We start from the raw sequence: 15,567 nt of genomic DNA, 5'->3' as shown, positions 1-15,567 counted from the left end.
CACTACGCGGCCCGCTGCCCACCCGCGGGCCCGCCGGGTCCCGGGGACAGCGTCATTGCGACGTCCTTAGGAGTGCCTGTGTCGACCACGCTGTTGCAATCCGATCTGCCCGGCCTGCCGTTGCGTCACCGTGGCAAGGTCCGCGATGTCTTCGACATTCCCCGCGAGCGCCTGCCCGCCGATGCGCCGCCGGGCGACTATCTGCTGATGGTGGCCACCGACCGCCTGTCCGCGTTCGACGTGGTGCTGCCCGACCCGATCCCCGGCAAGGGCGAGATGCTGTGCCAGGTCTCCAACTTCTGGTTCCACAAGACCGACCATCTGATGCCCAACCATCTGGTCGATATCCGCGTGGAGCAGGTGCTGCCCGAGGGTGTGGACCCGGCGCTGTATGCCAAGCGCGCCGTGGTCACGCGCAAGCTCAAGCCGGTGCCGGTGGAAGCGATCGCACGCGGCTATCTGATCGGCAGCGGCTGGAAGGATTACCAGCGCACCGGCAAGATCAGCGGCATCGAACTGCCCGACGGCCTGCGCCAGGCCGAGAAACTGCCCGAACCGATCTTTACCCCATCCACCAAGGCCGCCGTGGGCGACCATGACGAAAACATCGACTTCGATGCGATGGTCAAGACGGTGGGTGCAGAGCTTGCCGAGCGCGTGCGCGATGCCACGCTGCGCATTTACCGCTTCGCCGCCGATTTTGCCGCCGAACGCGGCATTCTGCTGGCCGACACCAAGTTCGAATTCGGCACCGACGCCGATGGCCGCCTGTACATCATGGACGAGATGCTGACTCCAGATTCGTCACGCTACTGGCCGGCCGACCAATACGAACTCGGCACCAGCCCGCCCAGCTACGACAAGCAGTTCGTGCGCGATTATCTGGAAACCCTGGACTGGGGCAAGACCGCGCCCGGCCCCAGCCTGCCGGCAGAGGTGATCGAGCGTACGCGTGCGAAATATGCCGAAGCACTGCAGCGGTTGGCGGGTATTTCGGTTGATTGATGTTTGAAGCCCCGGTTGCGGGGCTTTGAAGTTGCACCATTGCAGCGATGACCTGAGCGCCAAGCGACTTACTTGGCGCACGCGTTTGGAATTCTGAAAGCGACAGCTGGCAATTCGGCCATCACGCGCCAGCGTGTGTAATGGTCAGCGATGCAGAAGCAGATAGCCTCTTCCCAACAGGCACGCTGCAATGGCGCACTTTATTGTTCAACGAGGTCGCGATGGCTCCGTCACGTTTCTCTCTGTGCAGTTTTCCCATGCTCCGCAGCGCGTTGCTGCCGGGGCTGCTGCTTGCATTAAGCGCATGTACTGCGGGCGAGTCCGTGCCCCCAGCCGCGACGATGACCACATCGACAGCACCGACGGCACCGCCAGCTCCTGCACAGAGTCCTGTCGGTGACCAACTCGCAGCATTGATACAGGCAAGTGGCGTGAAGTGCACCGACGCAGCGACTGCAAAAGGCTGCACGGCTGGCAATGTGGAGACAGGCGACTTTTACGACGTGGAGCTTTCGCCTACCTGTGGCGACGACGGATTTTTTGCTGGCGTAGCGCAGGCACAGGGTGTGGACGCACTCAGTGCCGTGCCGACTACCGGCAGCAATGTGTCCGCCAACGCCAATCTGGCGCAGGGCCAACTCGTCTGTGTACAAGGCATCGGCCGCGCAGGGCAGCATCCTCTTTACTATTATGTCGTCGCAATCCCCGCAAGCAGTGTCGCAAAATGCAAGGACAATGCGTTGTGCGAGCAGTATGGCGACAGGCCGATCAAACGCTTGACGCCTACCGCCGGTGATGCCTGCCATGCAGCCGCACCAGGCCAGTATGTCGGCGATTGCGTGCAGGGGTGGGTGAGTGCAAATGCACTCGATGTGTTTTCAAACGGAATCTAGTTGCTGGCAATCAAACTCGGCAAACTCACGACTTTAATTACTGCCGCTTAGTCATTATCGACGGCCGTTTTGAAACACGCTTGCGTCCGAGGGCAACACGGCGAACAGCGAAATTGACCAAGCGCACTTCTTCAAGGGCTTCGGGACGACGGTCAGGCGAACAGGTAGCCAAGCCGATTGATCTGCCTGGTGCGCGCCAGCTCGTGCAAACGGTGAAGCCGCAAGCCTTCACATATCTGCAAGCAGCACACGGATAAAATCGCGCCCGCGCTTTAGCTGCCCCCGATACGATCAGGAGGATCCGTTGGCCCTTTCCCGAATTTCCCTGCATGCCCTGGCACTGAGCCTGGCGCTTGCTGCCTGCACTCAACAAGCGGGTCCAGCTACCGTTGCGACGCCTGCCGCACCTGCAGCCTCAACGCCCGCCGCCGCGCCGACGACGCCCGCCCCGGCGACAAGCTGTCCCGATGCCGACTTCCCCGCCTTTCTGAAACGCTTCAGTGCAGACATTGCAGTGCAGGAAAAGGCTACGGCCGATCCGCTGACGATGATCCAGCTCGATCCGGACGCGCAGCCCGAGCCTGCGCCGGTGACGCGCACGGTTCCGCTGGCCAAGGTCGAGTGGCCGGTGATCCCCAACCTGGAGGCGGCCCGCAACGGCGGCCGCGAGGTCACGATCTCCGAGGAGGCTGAAGGCCGACAGGTGCTGGTCCGCACAGCGGACACCGGCGACCAGCAGGTCTACCACTTCGCCCAGCAGCCCTGCTGGACGCTAGTGAAGGTGGACGACCAGTCGTTATGAAGCGATGGGCCACCGGAAGCGTTTTCCTGCAGGCATAGATAACTGGCCCTGTCACTTTTATCTCCAAGGAAGCGAACTGATGCGACGCTTTATCTCCACCCTGCCCGCCCTCGGTTTGACAGTCTTGCTTGCCGCATGCGGTGATAAGCAGGGCGTCGCAGATAACACGGCCAGCGCACCGGTCGCACCAACCTCCAACGCCCATTCCCCCGCTTCGATGGAAGCGGCTAAACAGGGACAGAATGACATGATCAAGGAATGCTCTGGCGCGCGTCTGCACCTGACCGCGCTACCGTCCAAAAGCGGTGATTCTCCCAAAACGCGCGTGGAAATAGAGCGCGATGGCGAGCGCCAGGAATTGGCACCGCCCGCAGAGATGGTGGACTACACGGCGGTCGGGCTGGGCTGCGCCGAAGACGGAAAGGGAACCAATTACTTCGTCATCCAGTATGGCGAGCTTCCCTATGGTTGCGAGTTCTGCGAGTGGTTCTTCCTCTATGACGCAAAGGGTCAGTTGCTGAATCACGCGGCACCACCGCTTCGCGAGCAGGACGGCCAGCAGAGCCCGAATAACGACGAATACGAACACAAGCTCGAAGCGTTGGGACTAAAGCACCCGGAACTGGTGCCTTTCCAGCCCTGAGCAAAGGATGCTCATGCACTGCTAATGGCCGTGCATGGCGAACGCAGTACGCAGTACATGGAGCAGCACCCGTTACAAGGAAGAATCTGTCTCATAGAAAGGAACGCACGATATGACCGACAACACGATCTATACCGAGATGCTTCAGCCACGCGGCGCTGCGTACAGCAGCGACCGGATCAAACCGTGGAGCCATTATCGCGAGCCCATCGACAGCGCAGATGGCCGACTGCACGGCGAATCGCGTCGCTGGGGCGATGCCAGTCCACAGACCCAATCGCGGGTGATCGATAGCCTCATCGATGCCTCGCAGGATGCCGGGCTTTCATCGCGTGAGACCGCTTATGTTCTAGCCATCGCCCGGGTCGAATCGGGCTTCAATCCTGACGCAGCTGCGGGGACCACGTCTGCTTCGGGCCTGGGTCAATTTATTGATCGCACCGGTGCACATTATGGCGTCACCACGGCCAACCGCTTCGATGTGCAGACGCAGTCGCAGGCATTGGTGCAACATTTCATCGACAACCGCGATCTCGCGCGTAGCCGCGGCCAGGACGAGGATTATATTTACAAGTATCACCACGATGGTCCCAGCAAAGATTATGGTGGCCTTGCTCTATCCCGGCGCGAAATCGCCCCTCACCTGGACAATTACACCCAGTTCGTAGAGCAGCGCCTTGCCCAGACGCAGGGAAACGCAGTGGATCGCTCGGCGCCAGCGGCGCACCCAGCCGAACCCAGCCATGCCACTCGCAGTAACTTCCAGCAGACGATGGAGCGCATGCTGCCAGGCCAGGGCACTACCGATCCGCATATCACTGGTCATTACGGCGAACACCGCGGCAGCCGTGGTCCGCACGGCGGTACGGACTTTAATTACGAGGGCGGCCAGGCAGGTCGCAATCTGCAGCATCCGACCGTGCATTCGCCGGTCACGGGAACCGTCACGTTCGCCGGTGGCAACTACGGCACCGTCAAGATTCGCGATGCGCAGGGCAACTCGCACGAGATCCTGCATCTGGAAGGGCTGAAGGTCAAAGAAGGCCAGGCGCTGTCTGCCGGCGATGCCATCGGTACGATGGGGGGACGCGGCCCGAACGGTGTCAACCAGTACGCACAGCATGTGCATTACCAACTGCGCGATGCCAACGGCAAGCTGACCAGTCCGGAGACGTTCTGGAATCAAGGCCATCATCAGGAATCAGGCGCTCGTCAGGCTCAAGCATCGACACACGCTGGCAACGGCACGCTGCGTCAGGGCGACCACAATCCCGATGTCGGCAAGATGCAGCAGGACCTCAACCGGCTTGGCGTGCGCGATGCCCAGGGGAACCGGCTTGCCGAGGATGGTCGCTTCGGCGACAACACGCGTGAGGCGGTGATCGCATTCCAGAAGCAGCATGGGCTGCAGCCCGATGGCGTGGTGGGCCGCAATACACAGGCCGCCTTGTCCGCGTTGCCGGCGCAGGCCCAGACGCAGGCAGGCCAGACGCAGCATGCCGCGCCGAAGGGCCCATCGTTGAACGATGCCTCGCATCCGGACCATGCGCTGCACACCGCGATCCGCAGCAGGCTGCCAAGCATGATCTCCAACGAGACGGCGGCCCACGTCACCTTGCAGGCCAAGCAGAACGGCATCGATTCTGCCGACAAGCTGCAGGACGTGACGGTGCAGAACGGTAAGGCGTTCGTCATGGGAACGACGCCAGGCTTCCGTGCGGCAGTGGATCTGAATCAGCCCGCTCCCACGCTGGAGCAGACCAGTGCGCAGTTGCTGGCTGGCCAGACGCAGCAGCAACAGACGCAGGACGAGCAGCACAAGGTCGCCATCGGCGGCCGCTAAGGGTGCAGCAATGCATCAACAAAGCCGGCCAGTTTTCTGGCCGGCTTTTTTTGTGCGCGCGCTCTGACATCGCCATCGTCGCTCACGATTGAAAGCGATGCCGCAATCGAACACCACTGCATGCTCCCTGGCGCACCGCGTGTCACTGGGCGCCGACACATTCTTGTAGAAACAGCGGCCTTGTAGAACAGCGCTGCGATACGCGTCCGCAGCGCGATGAGCGCCAATCGTGCAGCGCATCTTGCATCTGTCTGCGATGCGCTCCACAACGCAAAGTGGCGCGGCGCACAGAACGCAACACAACTGTAATTTTTACTACTGCGCTCTCACAGACTGTGCAAGGTTGGCTGCCGGCACCCTGCTGCCATTCGCGATCGGCTGATGCTCGTCGCCGCCGATCTTTGCATTGCACGTTTCCTGGGAGAGAGTCGTCATGCAATTCCATGTGTTGGGCGCAGCGATCTGCTGCGCGCTATCGTTGCCTGCTGTCGCCAGTGCTGCGGATCTTTCCGCCGATGCCGCGGTAGTGCGCGCGCAATCGTTGTTGGGCAACAACGCTGCGGCGTTGGCCAATCGTGCAACCGCCGATACGTTTGTCGCGCGCGACAGCATTGTCGATGCCGATGGCACCGAGCATGTGCGCTTCGATCGCACCTATCAGGGCTTGCCGGTCATCGGCGGCGATGTGGTGGTGCATTCGCGGCGCGGGGTAATGCGTCAGTTGAGCCAGACCATGGACACCAACGTGCGCCCGGCCATCGTACCGGGCATCGATGCCGACACTGCGGTGCGCGCAGCCGGTGCGCAGTTCGATGTAGCACCCGACGCCGCGCCACGCGCAAGTCTGGCGCTGTATGCGCGCCAAGGCGCACCGCGGCTGGTCTACGAAGTGATCTACAGCGGCATCAAGCCTGACCAGACACCCACCGAGATGCATTACATCGTCGATGCGGTCAATCAACGCATTCTCGAATCCTGGGATACGGTGCACACCGTGTGCAGTGGCGGCACCAGCGCAACCGGCACCGGGCGTTCGCTATATGCAGGCAACGTTGGATTATCGACAACGCGTTGCAGCAGCGGTTACGAGTTGACCGACCTGAGCCGCGGTAGCGGCGCCACTTACAACATGCGCAACAGCACCTCCGGCAACGGCACGCTGGTCACCGATGCCGACAACGCCTGGGGCAGCGGCGCCAACAGCGATACGGTGACGGCAGCGGTGGATGCGCATTACGGCGTGGCCTTGACCTGGGACTACTTCCGCACCACGCATGCGCGCAGCGGCATCGCCAACGACGGCGCCGGTGCGCGCAGCCGTGTGCATTACGGTAGCCGTTACAACAACGCATTCTGGCAGGACAGCTGCTTCTGCATGACCTTCGGCGATGGCGACGGCAGCACATTCACGCCGCTGGTCTCGGTGGATGTGGCCGGCCACGAGATGACCCACGGCGTGACCAGTCGCACCGCACGGTTGGTGTACTCGGGCGAGTCCGGCGGTTTGAACGAAGCCACTTCCGACATCATGGGCGCGATGGTGGAGTACTCCGCCAACAACAGCGCGCAGCCGGGCAATTATCTGATCGGCGAAAAGATCGTGCCCGGCAACAGCAGCGGCACGCTGGCGTTGCGCTACATGTTCAAGCCGAGCCTGGATGGCGACTCGCCGGATTGCTACAGCAGCAGCCTGGGCTCGCTCAACGTGCACTACAGCTCGGGGGTGGCCAACCATTTCTACTATCTGCTGGCCGAGGGCGCGGTGGTGCCGAGCGGCTTTGGTGCGGGCACCAGCTGGAACGTGACGCCGGCCGGGCTGGTGTGCAACGGCAATACCGCGTTGACGTCGATCGGCCGTGCCGCAGCCAGCCGCATCTGGTACCGCGCGTTGACGGTCTACATGACCTCTTCGACCAACTACGCGACCGCACGCAGGGCCACGTTGAGCGCAGCCACCGATCTGTATGGCAGCACCTCCACGCAATACCGCGCGGTTGCCGCAGCGTGGAGCGCGGTGTCGGTCAACTGATGCATGCCGGCCCTTGCCACGCGACCGGCGCGTGGCAAGGGCCGGCTGCCACAGCGCCATCCGCGCGCGTATGCTTGGGTCATTCCTGGGAGGGAACATGACCGAACGCACCACGACCGCGCGGCCGATCGACCGCTATTTCGCCAGCTATTCCGACGATCACCAAAACGCTACCAACCAGCAGATCCATATGCTGGCAGTGCCGGCGATCCTGTGGTCGGTGGTGGCCTTGCTGTGGTGCATCCCGGTGGGCGGCACCTGGTTCAGTAGCGGCGTGTGGGCGGCGCTGTCGATGTTTGCGGTGTGGTCGTACTACAACCGGCTGTCGCGCCCGCTGGGGTTGGGCATGCTGGGCATCTTCTTCTTCTTCGGCTGTCTGTGTCGCTTGATCGAGAGCAAGCTTGGCCTGGGCGGCGTGTTCACGTTGGGCGTGGCGGTGTTTGTGCTGGCCTGGATCGCACAGTTCGTGGGTCACAAGATCGAAGGCCGCAAGCCGAGCTTTCTGACCGATCTGACCGATCTGACCTATCTGCTGATCGGGCCGATCTGGGTGTTGGCCAAGTTATATCGCCAGCTGGGTTGGCGCTACTAGCTCGACGCATCAACCTCACTCGCGAACGCCGAGTTCTTCCGGCAGCGGACGAAACGCACGCGGCGCATAACCGAAATCGCGACGCGCCGGTTCCAGATCGAACACCAGGTCATCGCGCATGCGCTGCAACGCCGCTGCATTCATGCCACGCAGGCGGCCCAGGCGTTGCGCAGCGCTCAGCGCCAACCCGAACAGCGTCGGCGGCACCTGATACAACCGCGCCGGTCGTGGCAACGCAGCCAGCACGCGCTCCACCATCTGCATGTAGGCCAACACTTCGCCACCGCCCACCGCATAACTGCGCTGCTGCGTGGCCGGCTGGGTGACCACCGCCAGCGCGGCGCTGGCCAGATCGTCCACATGCACCGGCTGACGTAAACCGGTGGCGTTGGCCGGCAACACGAACGCGCCGGTGCGCTGCGCCAGGCTGGCGATCTGGGTGAGCGTACGGTCGCGTCCGGCGCCATAGACCAACGTCGGGCGCAGCACCGTTGCGGTTGCGCCACGCGCCTGCGCTGCAGAAAACAGCGCCTGTTCGGCGTTTGCCAGGCGCTGGGCGACATCGCGCTCTGCCGCATCGATCGAGTGTTCCTTGACCTCCAGGCTGGTCGAACCGAACGCCACAATCCGCGGGGCACTCACCGGATTTTCCGTATACCAGCGCGCGAAATGATCCAGCGGGCCACAGCTGAAGATCACCTCGAACGCTTCGCCTGCCGCTGCCGGCACGGCCAGATCGCCTTGCCGCCAGATCAATCCGGTCCGCGCCGCACGCGGCTGCCGCGACCACGCCGTGACCTGCCAGCCACGGCTCAATAGCCGCGTCAGCAGACGTTCGCCGATCTGCCCGCTGCCGCCGAACACCAGGGCGCGTGGCGCAGAGACAGCGGTGGACGGGGCGGGATTGACAGCGGTCACAGGGCTCGGATGCAGTCTTGGTGAGCCCAGCATAGCGAGTGCAACGCAGCGATGCGACGACGATCCAGCGGCGATTTCCGCATGCGCCCGGCGATGACGTTGACGCGGCCGTTAGTCAACGTTTTGTTAAGCTCTCTGGCCTGCTCGCGAATCTTGTGTTCCCTGCATGCCTTTTTCGTTGGAAATCCTGCTCGCGCTGCCCTTCGTGATGGCGGCCGCCACCGCGCTGTTCTGGCGCACCTCCCGTTCGATCACTGCGTGGTTGGCTGCGGCCGCGCCGTTGGGCGGGCTGCTGATCCTGGCGATGCTGACACCTGCGGTACTGCGCGGTGAAGTAATCCGCAGCGAACATGCCTGGTTGCCGCAAATCGGTTTGCTGTTCTCGCTGCGGCTCGATGGCCTGGCATGGATGTTCGCATTACTGGTGCTGGGCATCGGCGCGCTGGTGGTGATGTATGCGCATTACTACCTGAGCGCACGCGACAGCGCCTCGCGCTTTTTCGCCTATCTCATGCTGTTCATGGGCGCGATGCTCGGCATGGTGTTGTCGGGCAACCTGCTGTTGCTGATCGTGTTCTGGGAACTCACCAGCATCAGCTCGTTCCTGTTGATCGGCTTCTGGTCGCACCGCAAGGATGCACGCGAAGGCGCGCGCATGGCCTTCGTGCTGACCGCCGGTGGCGGCCTGGCGTTGCTGGGCGGCATCTTGATGATCGGCCGCATCGTCGGCAGTTTTCAGTTGGATGCGGTGCTGGCAGCCGGCGATCTCATTCGCGCCAGCCCGCTGTATCCGTATGCGTTGGGGCTGGTGCTGCTGGGCATTTTCACCAAGAGCGCGCAGTTTCCGTTCCACTTCTGGCTGCCGCATGCGATGGCTGCGCCGACGCCGGTCTCGGCGTATCTGCATTCGGCCACGATGGTGAAGGCCGGCGTGTTCCTGCTGGCGCGGCTGCACCCGGCACTGGCCGGCACCGATCTGTTTTTCTACACCGTCACCAGCATCGGCGCGATCACGCTGTTGCTGGGTGCCTGGCATGCGATCTTTCAGCACGATCTCAAAGGCGTGCTGGCGTATTCGACCATTTCGCATCTGGGCTTGATCACGATGCTGTTCGGCCTGTCCACACCGATGGCGGTGGTGGCTGGCGTGTTCCATATCCTCAACCACGCGGTGTTCAAGGCCTCGTTGTTCATGGCCGCCGGCATCATCGACCACGAGACCGGCACGCGCGACATGCGCAAGCTGGGCAATCTGCGCCGCCTGATGCCATTCACCAGCGCGCTGGCGATCATCGCCTCGTTGGCGATGGCCGGCGTTCCGCTGCTCAACGGCTTCTTGTCGAAGGAAATGTTCTTTGCCGTCGCACTGGAAACCGAAGCGCCGCAGGCGATGCGTGTGTTGGCCAGCATCGCTGCGCTGCTGGCCGGGCTGCTCGGCGTGGCCTACAGCCTGCGCTTCGTGCACGACACCTTCTTCGGCCAGGGCCCACGCGATCTGGACACCACCCCGCACGAGCCGCCGCGCTGGATGAAGATTCCGGTGGAGGTACTGGTGCTGATCTGCGTGGCAGTGGGCATCGTGCCGGCATGGACCATCGCGCCAGTGCTACGCGCCGGTGCAAGCGCGATCCTGGGCGACAGGTTGCCCGACTACAGCCTGGCCCTGTGGCATGGCTGGAACTGGCCATTGGCGATGAGCATCGCCGGCATGGTGGGTGGCACGCTGTTGTACATGGCGCTGCGCCGCACGCTGGACCTGTATGCGATCCAGAACCGCTCGCCAGGCAAGGCGCTGTTCAACTGGAATCTGCGCGCACTGTATGCCGCCACCGCGCGCATGACCGATGCGGTCACCAACGGCAATCTGCAACGCATGCTGATGTTGCTGGTGTTGAGTGCGGTGGTGGTGGCGCTGGTCCCGTTCCTGCAAGGCGGCACGCTGCCGGCCTGGCCTGCCCCCACGCCGATGCCGCTGCTGGGCTGGACGGTGTGGCTACTGATGATTGCCTGCGCGCTGGGTAGCCTGTTCCTGTACAAGCAGCGCCTGCTGGCGGTGCTGGTGCTCGGCGGCACCGGCCTGGCGGTCAGCCTGACCTTCGTGTTCCTGTCGGCACCGGACCTTGCGTTGACGCAGTTGCTGGTGGAGATGGTGACGCTGGTGCTGATGCTGCTGGCGATGAATTACCTGCCCGAGCGCTCGCTGCCCGAGCCTGCGCGCTTGCGCAAGATCCGCGATGCCGCCATTGCCATCGTCGGTGGCGCCGGCCTGGCCGCCCTGGCCTACACCTTGATGACACAGCCCAGCCACACCGTGGCAGGGGAAATGCTGCATCGTGCGCTGCCGGAAGCGTACGGCCACAACGTAGTCAACGTGATCCTGGTGGATTTCCGCGGGTTCGATACCTTCGGCGAGATCACCGTGTTCGCCATTGCCGGGCTGGTGGTGCATGCACTACTGCGGCGCTCGCGCATGGCGCCGGAGCGCAGCATGCCGGGGCCGCCGATCAAGTTGCCGGTGCCGGCCGATCTGGCGCAGATCATGTTCCCGCTCACGCTGACGGTGTCGTTGTTCCTGTTCCTGCGCGGTCATAACGCGCCCGGTGGCGGCTTCATCGCCGGCCTGGTGCTGGCGGTGCCGCTGCTGATGCAGTACGTGATTCAGGGCACCGCCTCGGTGGAATCGCGCTTCGGTTTCGATTACATCCGCCTGATCGGCATCGGGCTGTTGTTCGCACTGGTCAGCGGTGCGGGGTCGCTGCTGTTCGGCATGCCGTTCCTGAGCAGCGGGCATGTGGAGATTCCGTTGCCGCTATTGGGTGAGCTGGAACTGGCCAGCGCGCTGGGCTTCGATATCGGCGTGTATCTGGTGGTATTCGGCGCGGCGATGTTGATGCTGTCGATGATGGGCACGATCAAACCTTCGCGCACGCGCAGTTCGCAGCGCGGCGAGATCGACCCCACCCAACGTTCGACACGCACCGCGGAGCAGCATTGATGGAACTGGCACTGGCAAGCGCGATCGGCGTCCTCACTGCATTGGCGATCTACCTGTTGCTGCGCGCGCGCAGCTTCGATGTGATCCTGGGGATGACTTTCCTGTCGTATGCGACCAACCTGCTGATCTTCGCGGGTGGGCGCGTGCGTAGCGGCCAGGCGCCGGTGCTGCGCGACGACGTGCCCGCCGATCTGATGCACTACACCGATCCGTTGCCGCAGGCGCTGGTGTTGACTGCGATCGTGATCGCCTTTGCGATGACTGCAGTGAGCCTGGTGCTGGCGATCCGCAGCCGCAGCGACAACGGCAGCGATCATGTGGATGCGCACGAAGACGCCACCACCGGCGTGGACACGCGCGAGGCGCGGCGATGAATCATCTGCTGATCCTGCCGATCCTGATCCCGATGCTGGGTGCGTCTGCGTCGCTGTTTGTCGAGCATCGTCGCTATGGGCCACGCGTGCAGCGCACGGTGGCGTGGGTGAGCATGGCCTTGCTGGCTGCGGCAGTGATCGCGCTGTTCGCGCGCGCCGCCGAAGGCGAGGTGCTGGTGTATCTGCTGGGCGACTGGCCGGCACGCATCGGCATCGTGCTGATGGGCGACCGCTTGTCGGCGTGGATGCTATTGACCACCTTGATGTTGGGCTCGGCCTGCCTGCTGCATGCGTGTGCCGGCTGGGACCGCCGCGCGCCGCATTTCCATGCGTTGTTCCAGTTTCAGTTGATGGGCTTAAACGGTGCGTTCCTGACCGGCGACATCTTCAACCTCTTCGTGTTCTTCGAAGTGATGCTGATCGCCTCCTACGGGTTGCTGCTCAGCGGCGGGCGCGGCTTGCAGATGCGCGTGGGCCTGCATTACGTGGTGTTCAACGTGTGTGCGTCGACCTTGTTCCTGGTCGCGCTGGGCTTGTTGTTCGGTGTGTTCGGCACGCTCAACATGGCCGAGCTGTCGCAACGCATCGCCGAGTTGCCGGCGCAGGATGTGCCGCTGGCCAAAGCTGCATTGGGATTGTTGCTGCTGGTGTTCTGCAGCAAGGCCGCGTTGCTGCCGCTGTATCTATGGCTGCCGGAAACCTACTCGCGTGCGCCGGCCGCGGTGGCCGCGTTGTTCGCGATCATGACCAAGGTTGGGCTGTACGCGACATTGCGGGTGTCGTCGCTGTGGTTTGGCGCCGGTGCCGGCGCACTGCAGGGCTTCGGTCGGCACGCGCTGCTGTGGCTGGGTATCGCCACGCTGGTGATGGCCGCCATCGGGGTGATGGCGGCATCGCGGCTGCGAGTGATGGTGTCGTATCTGGTGGTGTTTTCGGCCGCGACCTTGTTCATCGCGTTCTCGCTGGACGATGCCGGCGCCTTGGGTGCGGGGCTGTATTACCTGCCGCATAGCAGCTTCGTGGCCGCCGCCTTGTTCATGGTGTCGGATCTGATCCGCCGGCGTCGCGGTAGTGCCAGCGATCGCAAGGAAGTGGTCGCGCCACTGCCACGGCGTGGGATGCCCGGCACGATGTTCATGATCGCCGCAGTGGCGGTGGCCGGTCTGCCGCCGTTGTCCGGCTTCCTGGCCAAGGCGGCGTTACTGCAGCATGTGCCCGATGGTCTGGTCGCGCCGGTCTGGGCCGCGATCCTCGGCAGCAGCCTGTTGGTGGTGATCGGCCTGACGCGTGCCGGCGTGCGCCTGTTCTGGCGCGTACCCGAAGCCGTGGAAGATGCGCCGGAGCTGCAACCGCAACGGCGTGGCCGCATGCGTCCGGTGGAAACCGCCGCCACCGTGTTGCTGCTCAGTGGCCTGGTGGCGATGACGGTGGGCGCCGGTCCGTTGATGCGTTACACCGATGCGGCCGGCGCGCAGCTGCGCGACCCCGGTGCGTATGTGGAGCAGGTGCGTGCCACCACACCGCAACGGAGGCAACCATGAGCGCGCGTGTGCCGCTGCGGCGGCGGATGTTCCCATCGGCACCGTTGAGCGTGATGGTGTTCGTGTTCTGGTTGCTGCTCAGCGACAGCTTCGGGCCGCAGCAGTGGGTGCTCGGCTTGTTGCTGGGCTGGGTGGTGCCGATCTTCGCGGCACGACTGGACCGCGAGTTTGCGCAGATCGGTTCACTACGTTCGGTGCCGCGCATGCTGCTGGTGGCCGCAGGCGATATCGTGCGCTCCAACATCAAGGTGGCCGGCCAGGTGCTCGGCCCGGAGTCGCGCATCCATCCCGGTTTCATCTGGGTGCCGCTGGATATCGCCAACATCCATGGCATCGCCGCGCTGACCAGCATGATCACGCTCACCCCCGGCACGGTGTCGGCGGCGCTCTCGGACGACCGCAAATATCTGCTGGTGCACGTGCTGCATCTGGACGATCCGGACGCGTTGATCGCCGAGATCAAGACCCGCTACGAGAAGCCCCTGATGGAGATCTTTCCATGACCGGCCACATGTTCATCGAATCGACCATCGTCATCTGCATGCACGCGGTAGGCCTGGCCATGCTGATGGCGCTGTGGCGATTGCTGCGCGGGCCGAGCGTGCCCGATCGCATTCTTGCGTTGGATACGCTCTCCATCACCGCCATCGCCGAACTGATGCTGCTGGGCATGTATCTGGATTCGCCGATCTACTTCGAGGCCGCGTTGGTGATCGCGATGCTGGGCTTCGGCAGCACGGTGGTGCTGAGTAAATACGTCTTGCGCCGGGACATCGTCGAATGATCGCCCTGACCGAATACCTGCTCAGCGCGTTGTTGCTGGTCGGCACGTTCTTCATCCTGATCGGCGCGTTCGGGTTGGTGAAGCTGTCGGACTTTTTCAAGCGCCTGCATGCGCCGACCAAGGCCAGCACCCTGGGGGTGGGTTGCGTGCTGCTGGCATCGGTGGGCTATCACCTGTTCTTAGGCGTGGACCCGCAACCGCGCGAGTTGCTGATCACCGTCTTTTTGTTCATCACCGCACCGATCAGCGCGCACATGATGGCCAAGGCGGCGCTGTCGCTGATGATGGAAAACCGCCCGGAAGTGCCGAACAAGAGCGAGATGCGCGAGGAAGGATTACCGCAGGTGCAGGGCGATGTCGGCGAGAACGAACAAACCGAGAAACAGCATCTGGGGCCAGAGTCGGAGCAGCACTAGGCGTTGAACTTAGGCCTCGAAAGGCGGGTGATCGACTGAGCGGCACCAGGCGTTCGAACGCGATCCGGCAAGCGCTTCAGCCAGAGCCTTCGACATAATCCACCTGCGGCAGCTGCCCTACCCGCCAGTTGGTCACCCTGCCCTGGGCATCGGTTTCGAACACCAGCGCCGACTGTGCCGCCGCATCGGCAAAGCGCAAGCTGAGCGCGCCGGGGATGTATTTGTGCGGCTGCTCGATCAGGCCATCGGGATACAGCGCGCGCAGCTGCGCCACTGTCATACCGACCTTGCCGCCACCGGGTGCGAGTTCCTTGGGCTCGCTGGTCTGATAGCGCACGAAGTGGTCGCCCTCGAACATGAAACCGAAACGGCGTGCATCGTCGGCCCATTGCGGCCGCAACAGATAACAGCCGCCATCGCTTGCCGCTTCGCCGCGCAAGTCGCCGCCCCAGGCAGCACGCACCTGCGCCGCCTCCATGCCCAGACGCAGATCGCCGTAGCCGTCCAGACGCGCGAGTGCGGCCGGGTCCTGACGCAGTTGCGGCGGAAACGTGCCGGCGGGCGCGGTGGCCGGTGGCACCTCGCCAGGCGGCTGGTCGTTGGGGGCTGCGGTGACAGGCACTTGCTCCGCGCTAGCTGCCTCAACAGTGATTTTGGAATCGTCGGCGCGGTTGCAGCCGGCCAGTAACAGCAGTGCGCCCATCAAACCAAGCAGTCTGGATGTCATGCGTG

The 15,567-nt window shown here is 63.5% G+C and carries 15 protein-coding genes; 13 read left to right on the top strand and 2 right to left on the bottom strand.

Annotated features, from left to right (window positions below):
* Positions 1 to 78 precede the first annotated feature (78 nt).
* The 7 genes from AC1PLU_RS02610 to AC1PLU_RS02580 all read left to right on the top strand — a co-directional run bounded on the left by AC1PLU_RS02610 (position 79) and on the right by AC1PLU_RS02580 (position 7,807).
* Complete coding sequence (locus AC1PLU_RS02610; protein WP_170118537.1) at positions 79 to 1,005, top strand: phosphoribosylaminoimidazolesuccinocarboxamide synthase; 927 nt, start codon at positions 79 to 81, stop codon at positions 1,003 to 1,005.
* 221 nt (positions 1,006 to 1,226) lie between these two features.
* Positions 1,227 to 1,898: a hypothetical protein gene (locus AC1PLU_RS02605; protein ID WP_481094113.1), complete on the top strand. Its 672-nt coding sequence runs from the start codon at positions 1,227 to 1,229 to the stop codon at positions 1,896 to 1,898.
* Between the two features lie 304 nt (positions 1,899 to 2,202).
* Positions 2,203 to 2,700: a hypothetical protein gene (locus AC1PLU_RS02600; protein ID WP_481094049.1), complete on the top strand. Its 498-nt coding sequence runs from the start codon at positions 2,203 to 2,205 to the stop codon at positions 2,698 to 2,700.
* 79 nt (positions 2,701 to 2,779) lie between these two features.
* A complete protein-coding gene (locus tag AC1PLU_RS02595) occupies positions 2,780 to 3,343 on the top strand; it encodes a hypothetical protein (RefSeq protein ID WP_481094050.1) in 564 nt (187 codons plus the stop codon).
* Positions 3,344 to 3,455: 112 nt separating this feature from the next.
* Complete coding sequence (locus AC1PLU_RS02590; protein ID WP_481094051.1) at positions 3,456 to 5,186, top strand: peptidoglycan-binding protein; 1,731 nt, start codon at positions 3,456 to 3,458, stop codon at positions 5,184 to 5,186.
* A 433-nt stretch (positions 5,187 to 5,619) separates the two neighbouring features.
* Positions 5,620 to 7,215 carry a M4 family metallopeptidase gene (locus AC1PLU_RS02585; protein ID WP_481107620.1) on the top strand — a complete coding sequence of 532 codons (1,596 nt, stop codon included), beginning with the start codon at positions 5,620 to 5,622 and terminating at the stop codon, positions 7,213 to 7,215.
* Positions 7,216 to 7,312: 97 nt separating this feature from the next.
* On the top strand, positions 7,313 to 7,807 hold the full coding sequence (locus AC1PLU_RS02580; protein WP_481107619.1) for an Mpo1 family 2-hydroxy fatty acid dioxygenase: 495 nt from the start codon (positions 7,313 to 7,315) through the stop codon (positions 7,805 to 7,807).
* A gap of 15 nt (positions 7,808 to 7,822) precedes the next feature.
* On the opposite strand, the gene AC1PLU_RS02575 is transcribed toward AC1PLU_RS02580, so the two are convergent.
* Entirely contained in the window at positions 7,823 to 8,725 is a 903-nt protein-coding gene (locus tag AC1PLU_RS02575; protein ID WP_481107618.1) for an NAD-dependent epimerase/dehydratase family protein, read from the bottom strand.
* Between the two features lie 166 nt (positions 8,726 to 8,891).
* On the opposite strand from AC1PLU_RS02575, the gene AC1PLU_RS02570 reads away from it, so the two are divergent.
* From AC1PLU_RS02570 to AC1PLU_RS02545, 6 genes are read left to right on the top strand one after another with little or no spacing between them, the layout of a single operon-like run.
* Entirely contained in the window at positions 8,892 to 11,720 is a 2,829-nt protein-coding gene (locus tag AC1PLU_RS02570) for a monovalent cation/H+ antiporter subunit A (protein WP_481107617.1), read from the top strand.
* On the top strand, positions 11,720 to 12,094 hold the full coding sequence (locus tag AC1PLU_RS02565) for a Na+/H+ antiporter subunit C (protein ID WP_006451720.1): 375 nt from the start codon (positions 11,720 to 11,722) through the stop codon (positions 12,092 to 12,094). The genes AC1PLU_RS02570 and AC1PLU_RS02565 overlap by 1 nt, the downstream gene beginning before the upstream one ends.
* The gene (locus AC1PLU_RS02560; protein WP_104551385.1) at positions 12,091 to 13,635 is read left to right on the top strand and encodes a monovalent cation/H+ antiporter subunit D; all 1,545 of its coding nucleotides are present in this window, start codon (positions 12,091 to 12,093) and stop codon (positions 13,633 to 13,635) included. The genes AC1PLU_RS02565 and AC1PLU_RS02560 overlap by 4 nt, the downstream gene beginning before the upstream one ends.
* The gene (locus tag AC1PLU_RS02555) at positions 13,632 to 14,138 is read left to right on the top strand and encodes a Na+/H+ antiporter subunit E (protein WP_023902358.1); all 507 of its coding nucleotides are present in this window, start codon (positions 13,632 to 13,634) and stop codon (positions 14,136 to 14,138) included. The genes AC1PLU_RS02560 and AC1PLU_RS02555 overlap by 4 nt, the downstream gene beginning before the upstream one ends.
* A complete protein-coding gene (locus AC1PLU_RS02550) occupies positions 14,135 to 14,419 on the top strand; it encodes a K+/H+ antiporter subunit F (RefSeq protein ID WP_023902357.1) in 285 nt (94 codons plus the stop codon). The genes AC1PLU_RS02555 and AC1PLU_RS02550 overlap by 4 nt, the downstream gene beginning before the upstream one ends.
* Positions 14,416 to 14,835 carry a Na+/H+ antiporter subunit G gene (locus tag AC1PLU_RS02545; protein ID WP_481094057.1) on the top strand — a complete coding sequence of 140 codons (420 nt, stop codon included), beginning with the start codon at positions 14,416 to 14,418 and terminating at the stop codon, positions 14,833 to 14,835. Before AC1PLU_RS02550 ends, AC1PLU_RS02545 begins: the two co-directional genes overlap by 4 nt.
* 76 nt (positions 14,836 to 14,911) lie before the next feature.
* Here AC1PLU_RS02545 and AC1PLU_RS02540 read toward each other — a convergent pair whose 3' ends face one another.
* On the bottom strand, positions 14,912 to 15,538 hold the full coding sequence (locus AC1PLU_RS02540) for a lectin (RefSeq protein ID WP_481094114.1): 627 nt from the start codon (positions 15,536 to 15,538) through the stop codon (positions 14,912 to 14,914).
* Between the last annotated feature and the right edge of the window lie 29 nt (positions 15,539 to 15,567).

The sequence above is a fragment of the Xanthomonas sp. NCPPB 2933 genome (assembly GCF_056725225.1).
This window is presented reverse-complemented; position numbering and strand designations above follow the sequence as displayed.

What these genes read in the sequence shown, in the direction of transcription:
- AC1PLU_RS02605 (WP_481094113.1), top strand. Translation starts at nt 1,227, where the DNA reads ATGGCTCCGTCACGTTTCTCTCTGTGCAGTTTTCCCATGCTCCGCAGC.
- AC1PLU_RS02595 (WP_481094050.1), top strand. Translation starts at nt 2,780, where the DNA reads ATGCGACGCTTTATCTCCACCCTGCCCGCCCTCGGTTTGACAGTCTTG.
- AC1PLU_RS02590 (WP_481094051.1), top strand. Translation starts at nt 3,456, where the DNA reads ATGACCGACAACACGATCTATACCGAGATGCTTCAGCCACGCGGCGCT.
- AC1PLU_RS02585 (WP_481107620.1), top strand. Translation starts at nt 5,620, where the DNA reads ATGCAATTCCATGTGTTGGGCGCAGCGATCTGCTGCGCGCTATCGTTG.
- AC1PLU_RS02580 (WP_481107619.1), top strand. Translation starts at nt 7,313, where the DNA reads ATGACCGAACGCACCACGACCGCGCGGCCGATCGACCGCTATTTCGCC.
- AC1PLU_RS02570 (WP_481107617.1), top strand. Translation starts at nt 8,892, where the DNA reads ATGCCTTTTTCGTTGGAAATCCTGCTCGCGCTGCCCTTCGTGATGGCG.
- AC1PLU_RS02565 (WP_006451720.1), top strand. Translation starts at nt 11,720, where the DNA reads ATGGAACTGGCACTGGCAAGCGCGATCGGCGTCCTCACTGCATTGGCG.
- AC1PLU_RS02560 (WP_104551385.1), top strand. Translation starts at nt 12,091, where the DNA reads ATGAATCATCTGCTGATCCTGCCGATCCTGATCCCGATGCTGGGTGCG.
- AC1PLU_RS02555 (WP_023902358.1), top strand. Translation starts at nt 13,632, where the DNA reads ATGAGCGCGCGTGTGCCGCTGCGGCGGCGGATGTTCCCATCGGCACCG.
- AC1PLU_RS02550 (WP_023902357.1), top strand. Translation starts at nt 14,135, where the DNA reads ATGACCGGCCACATGTTCATCGAATCGACCATCGTCATCTGCATGCAC.
- AC1PLU_RS02545 (WP_481094057.1), top strand. Translation starts at nt 14,416, where the DNA reads ATGATCGCCCTGACCGAATACCTGCTCAGCGCGTTGTTGCTGGTCGGC.
- AC1PLU_RS02540 (WP_481094114.1), bottom strand. Translation starts at nt 15,538, where the DNA reads ATGGGCGCACTGCTGTTACTGGCCGGCTGCAACCGCGCCGACGATTCC.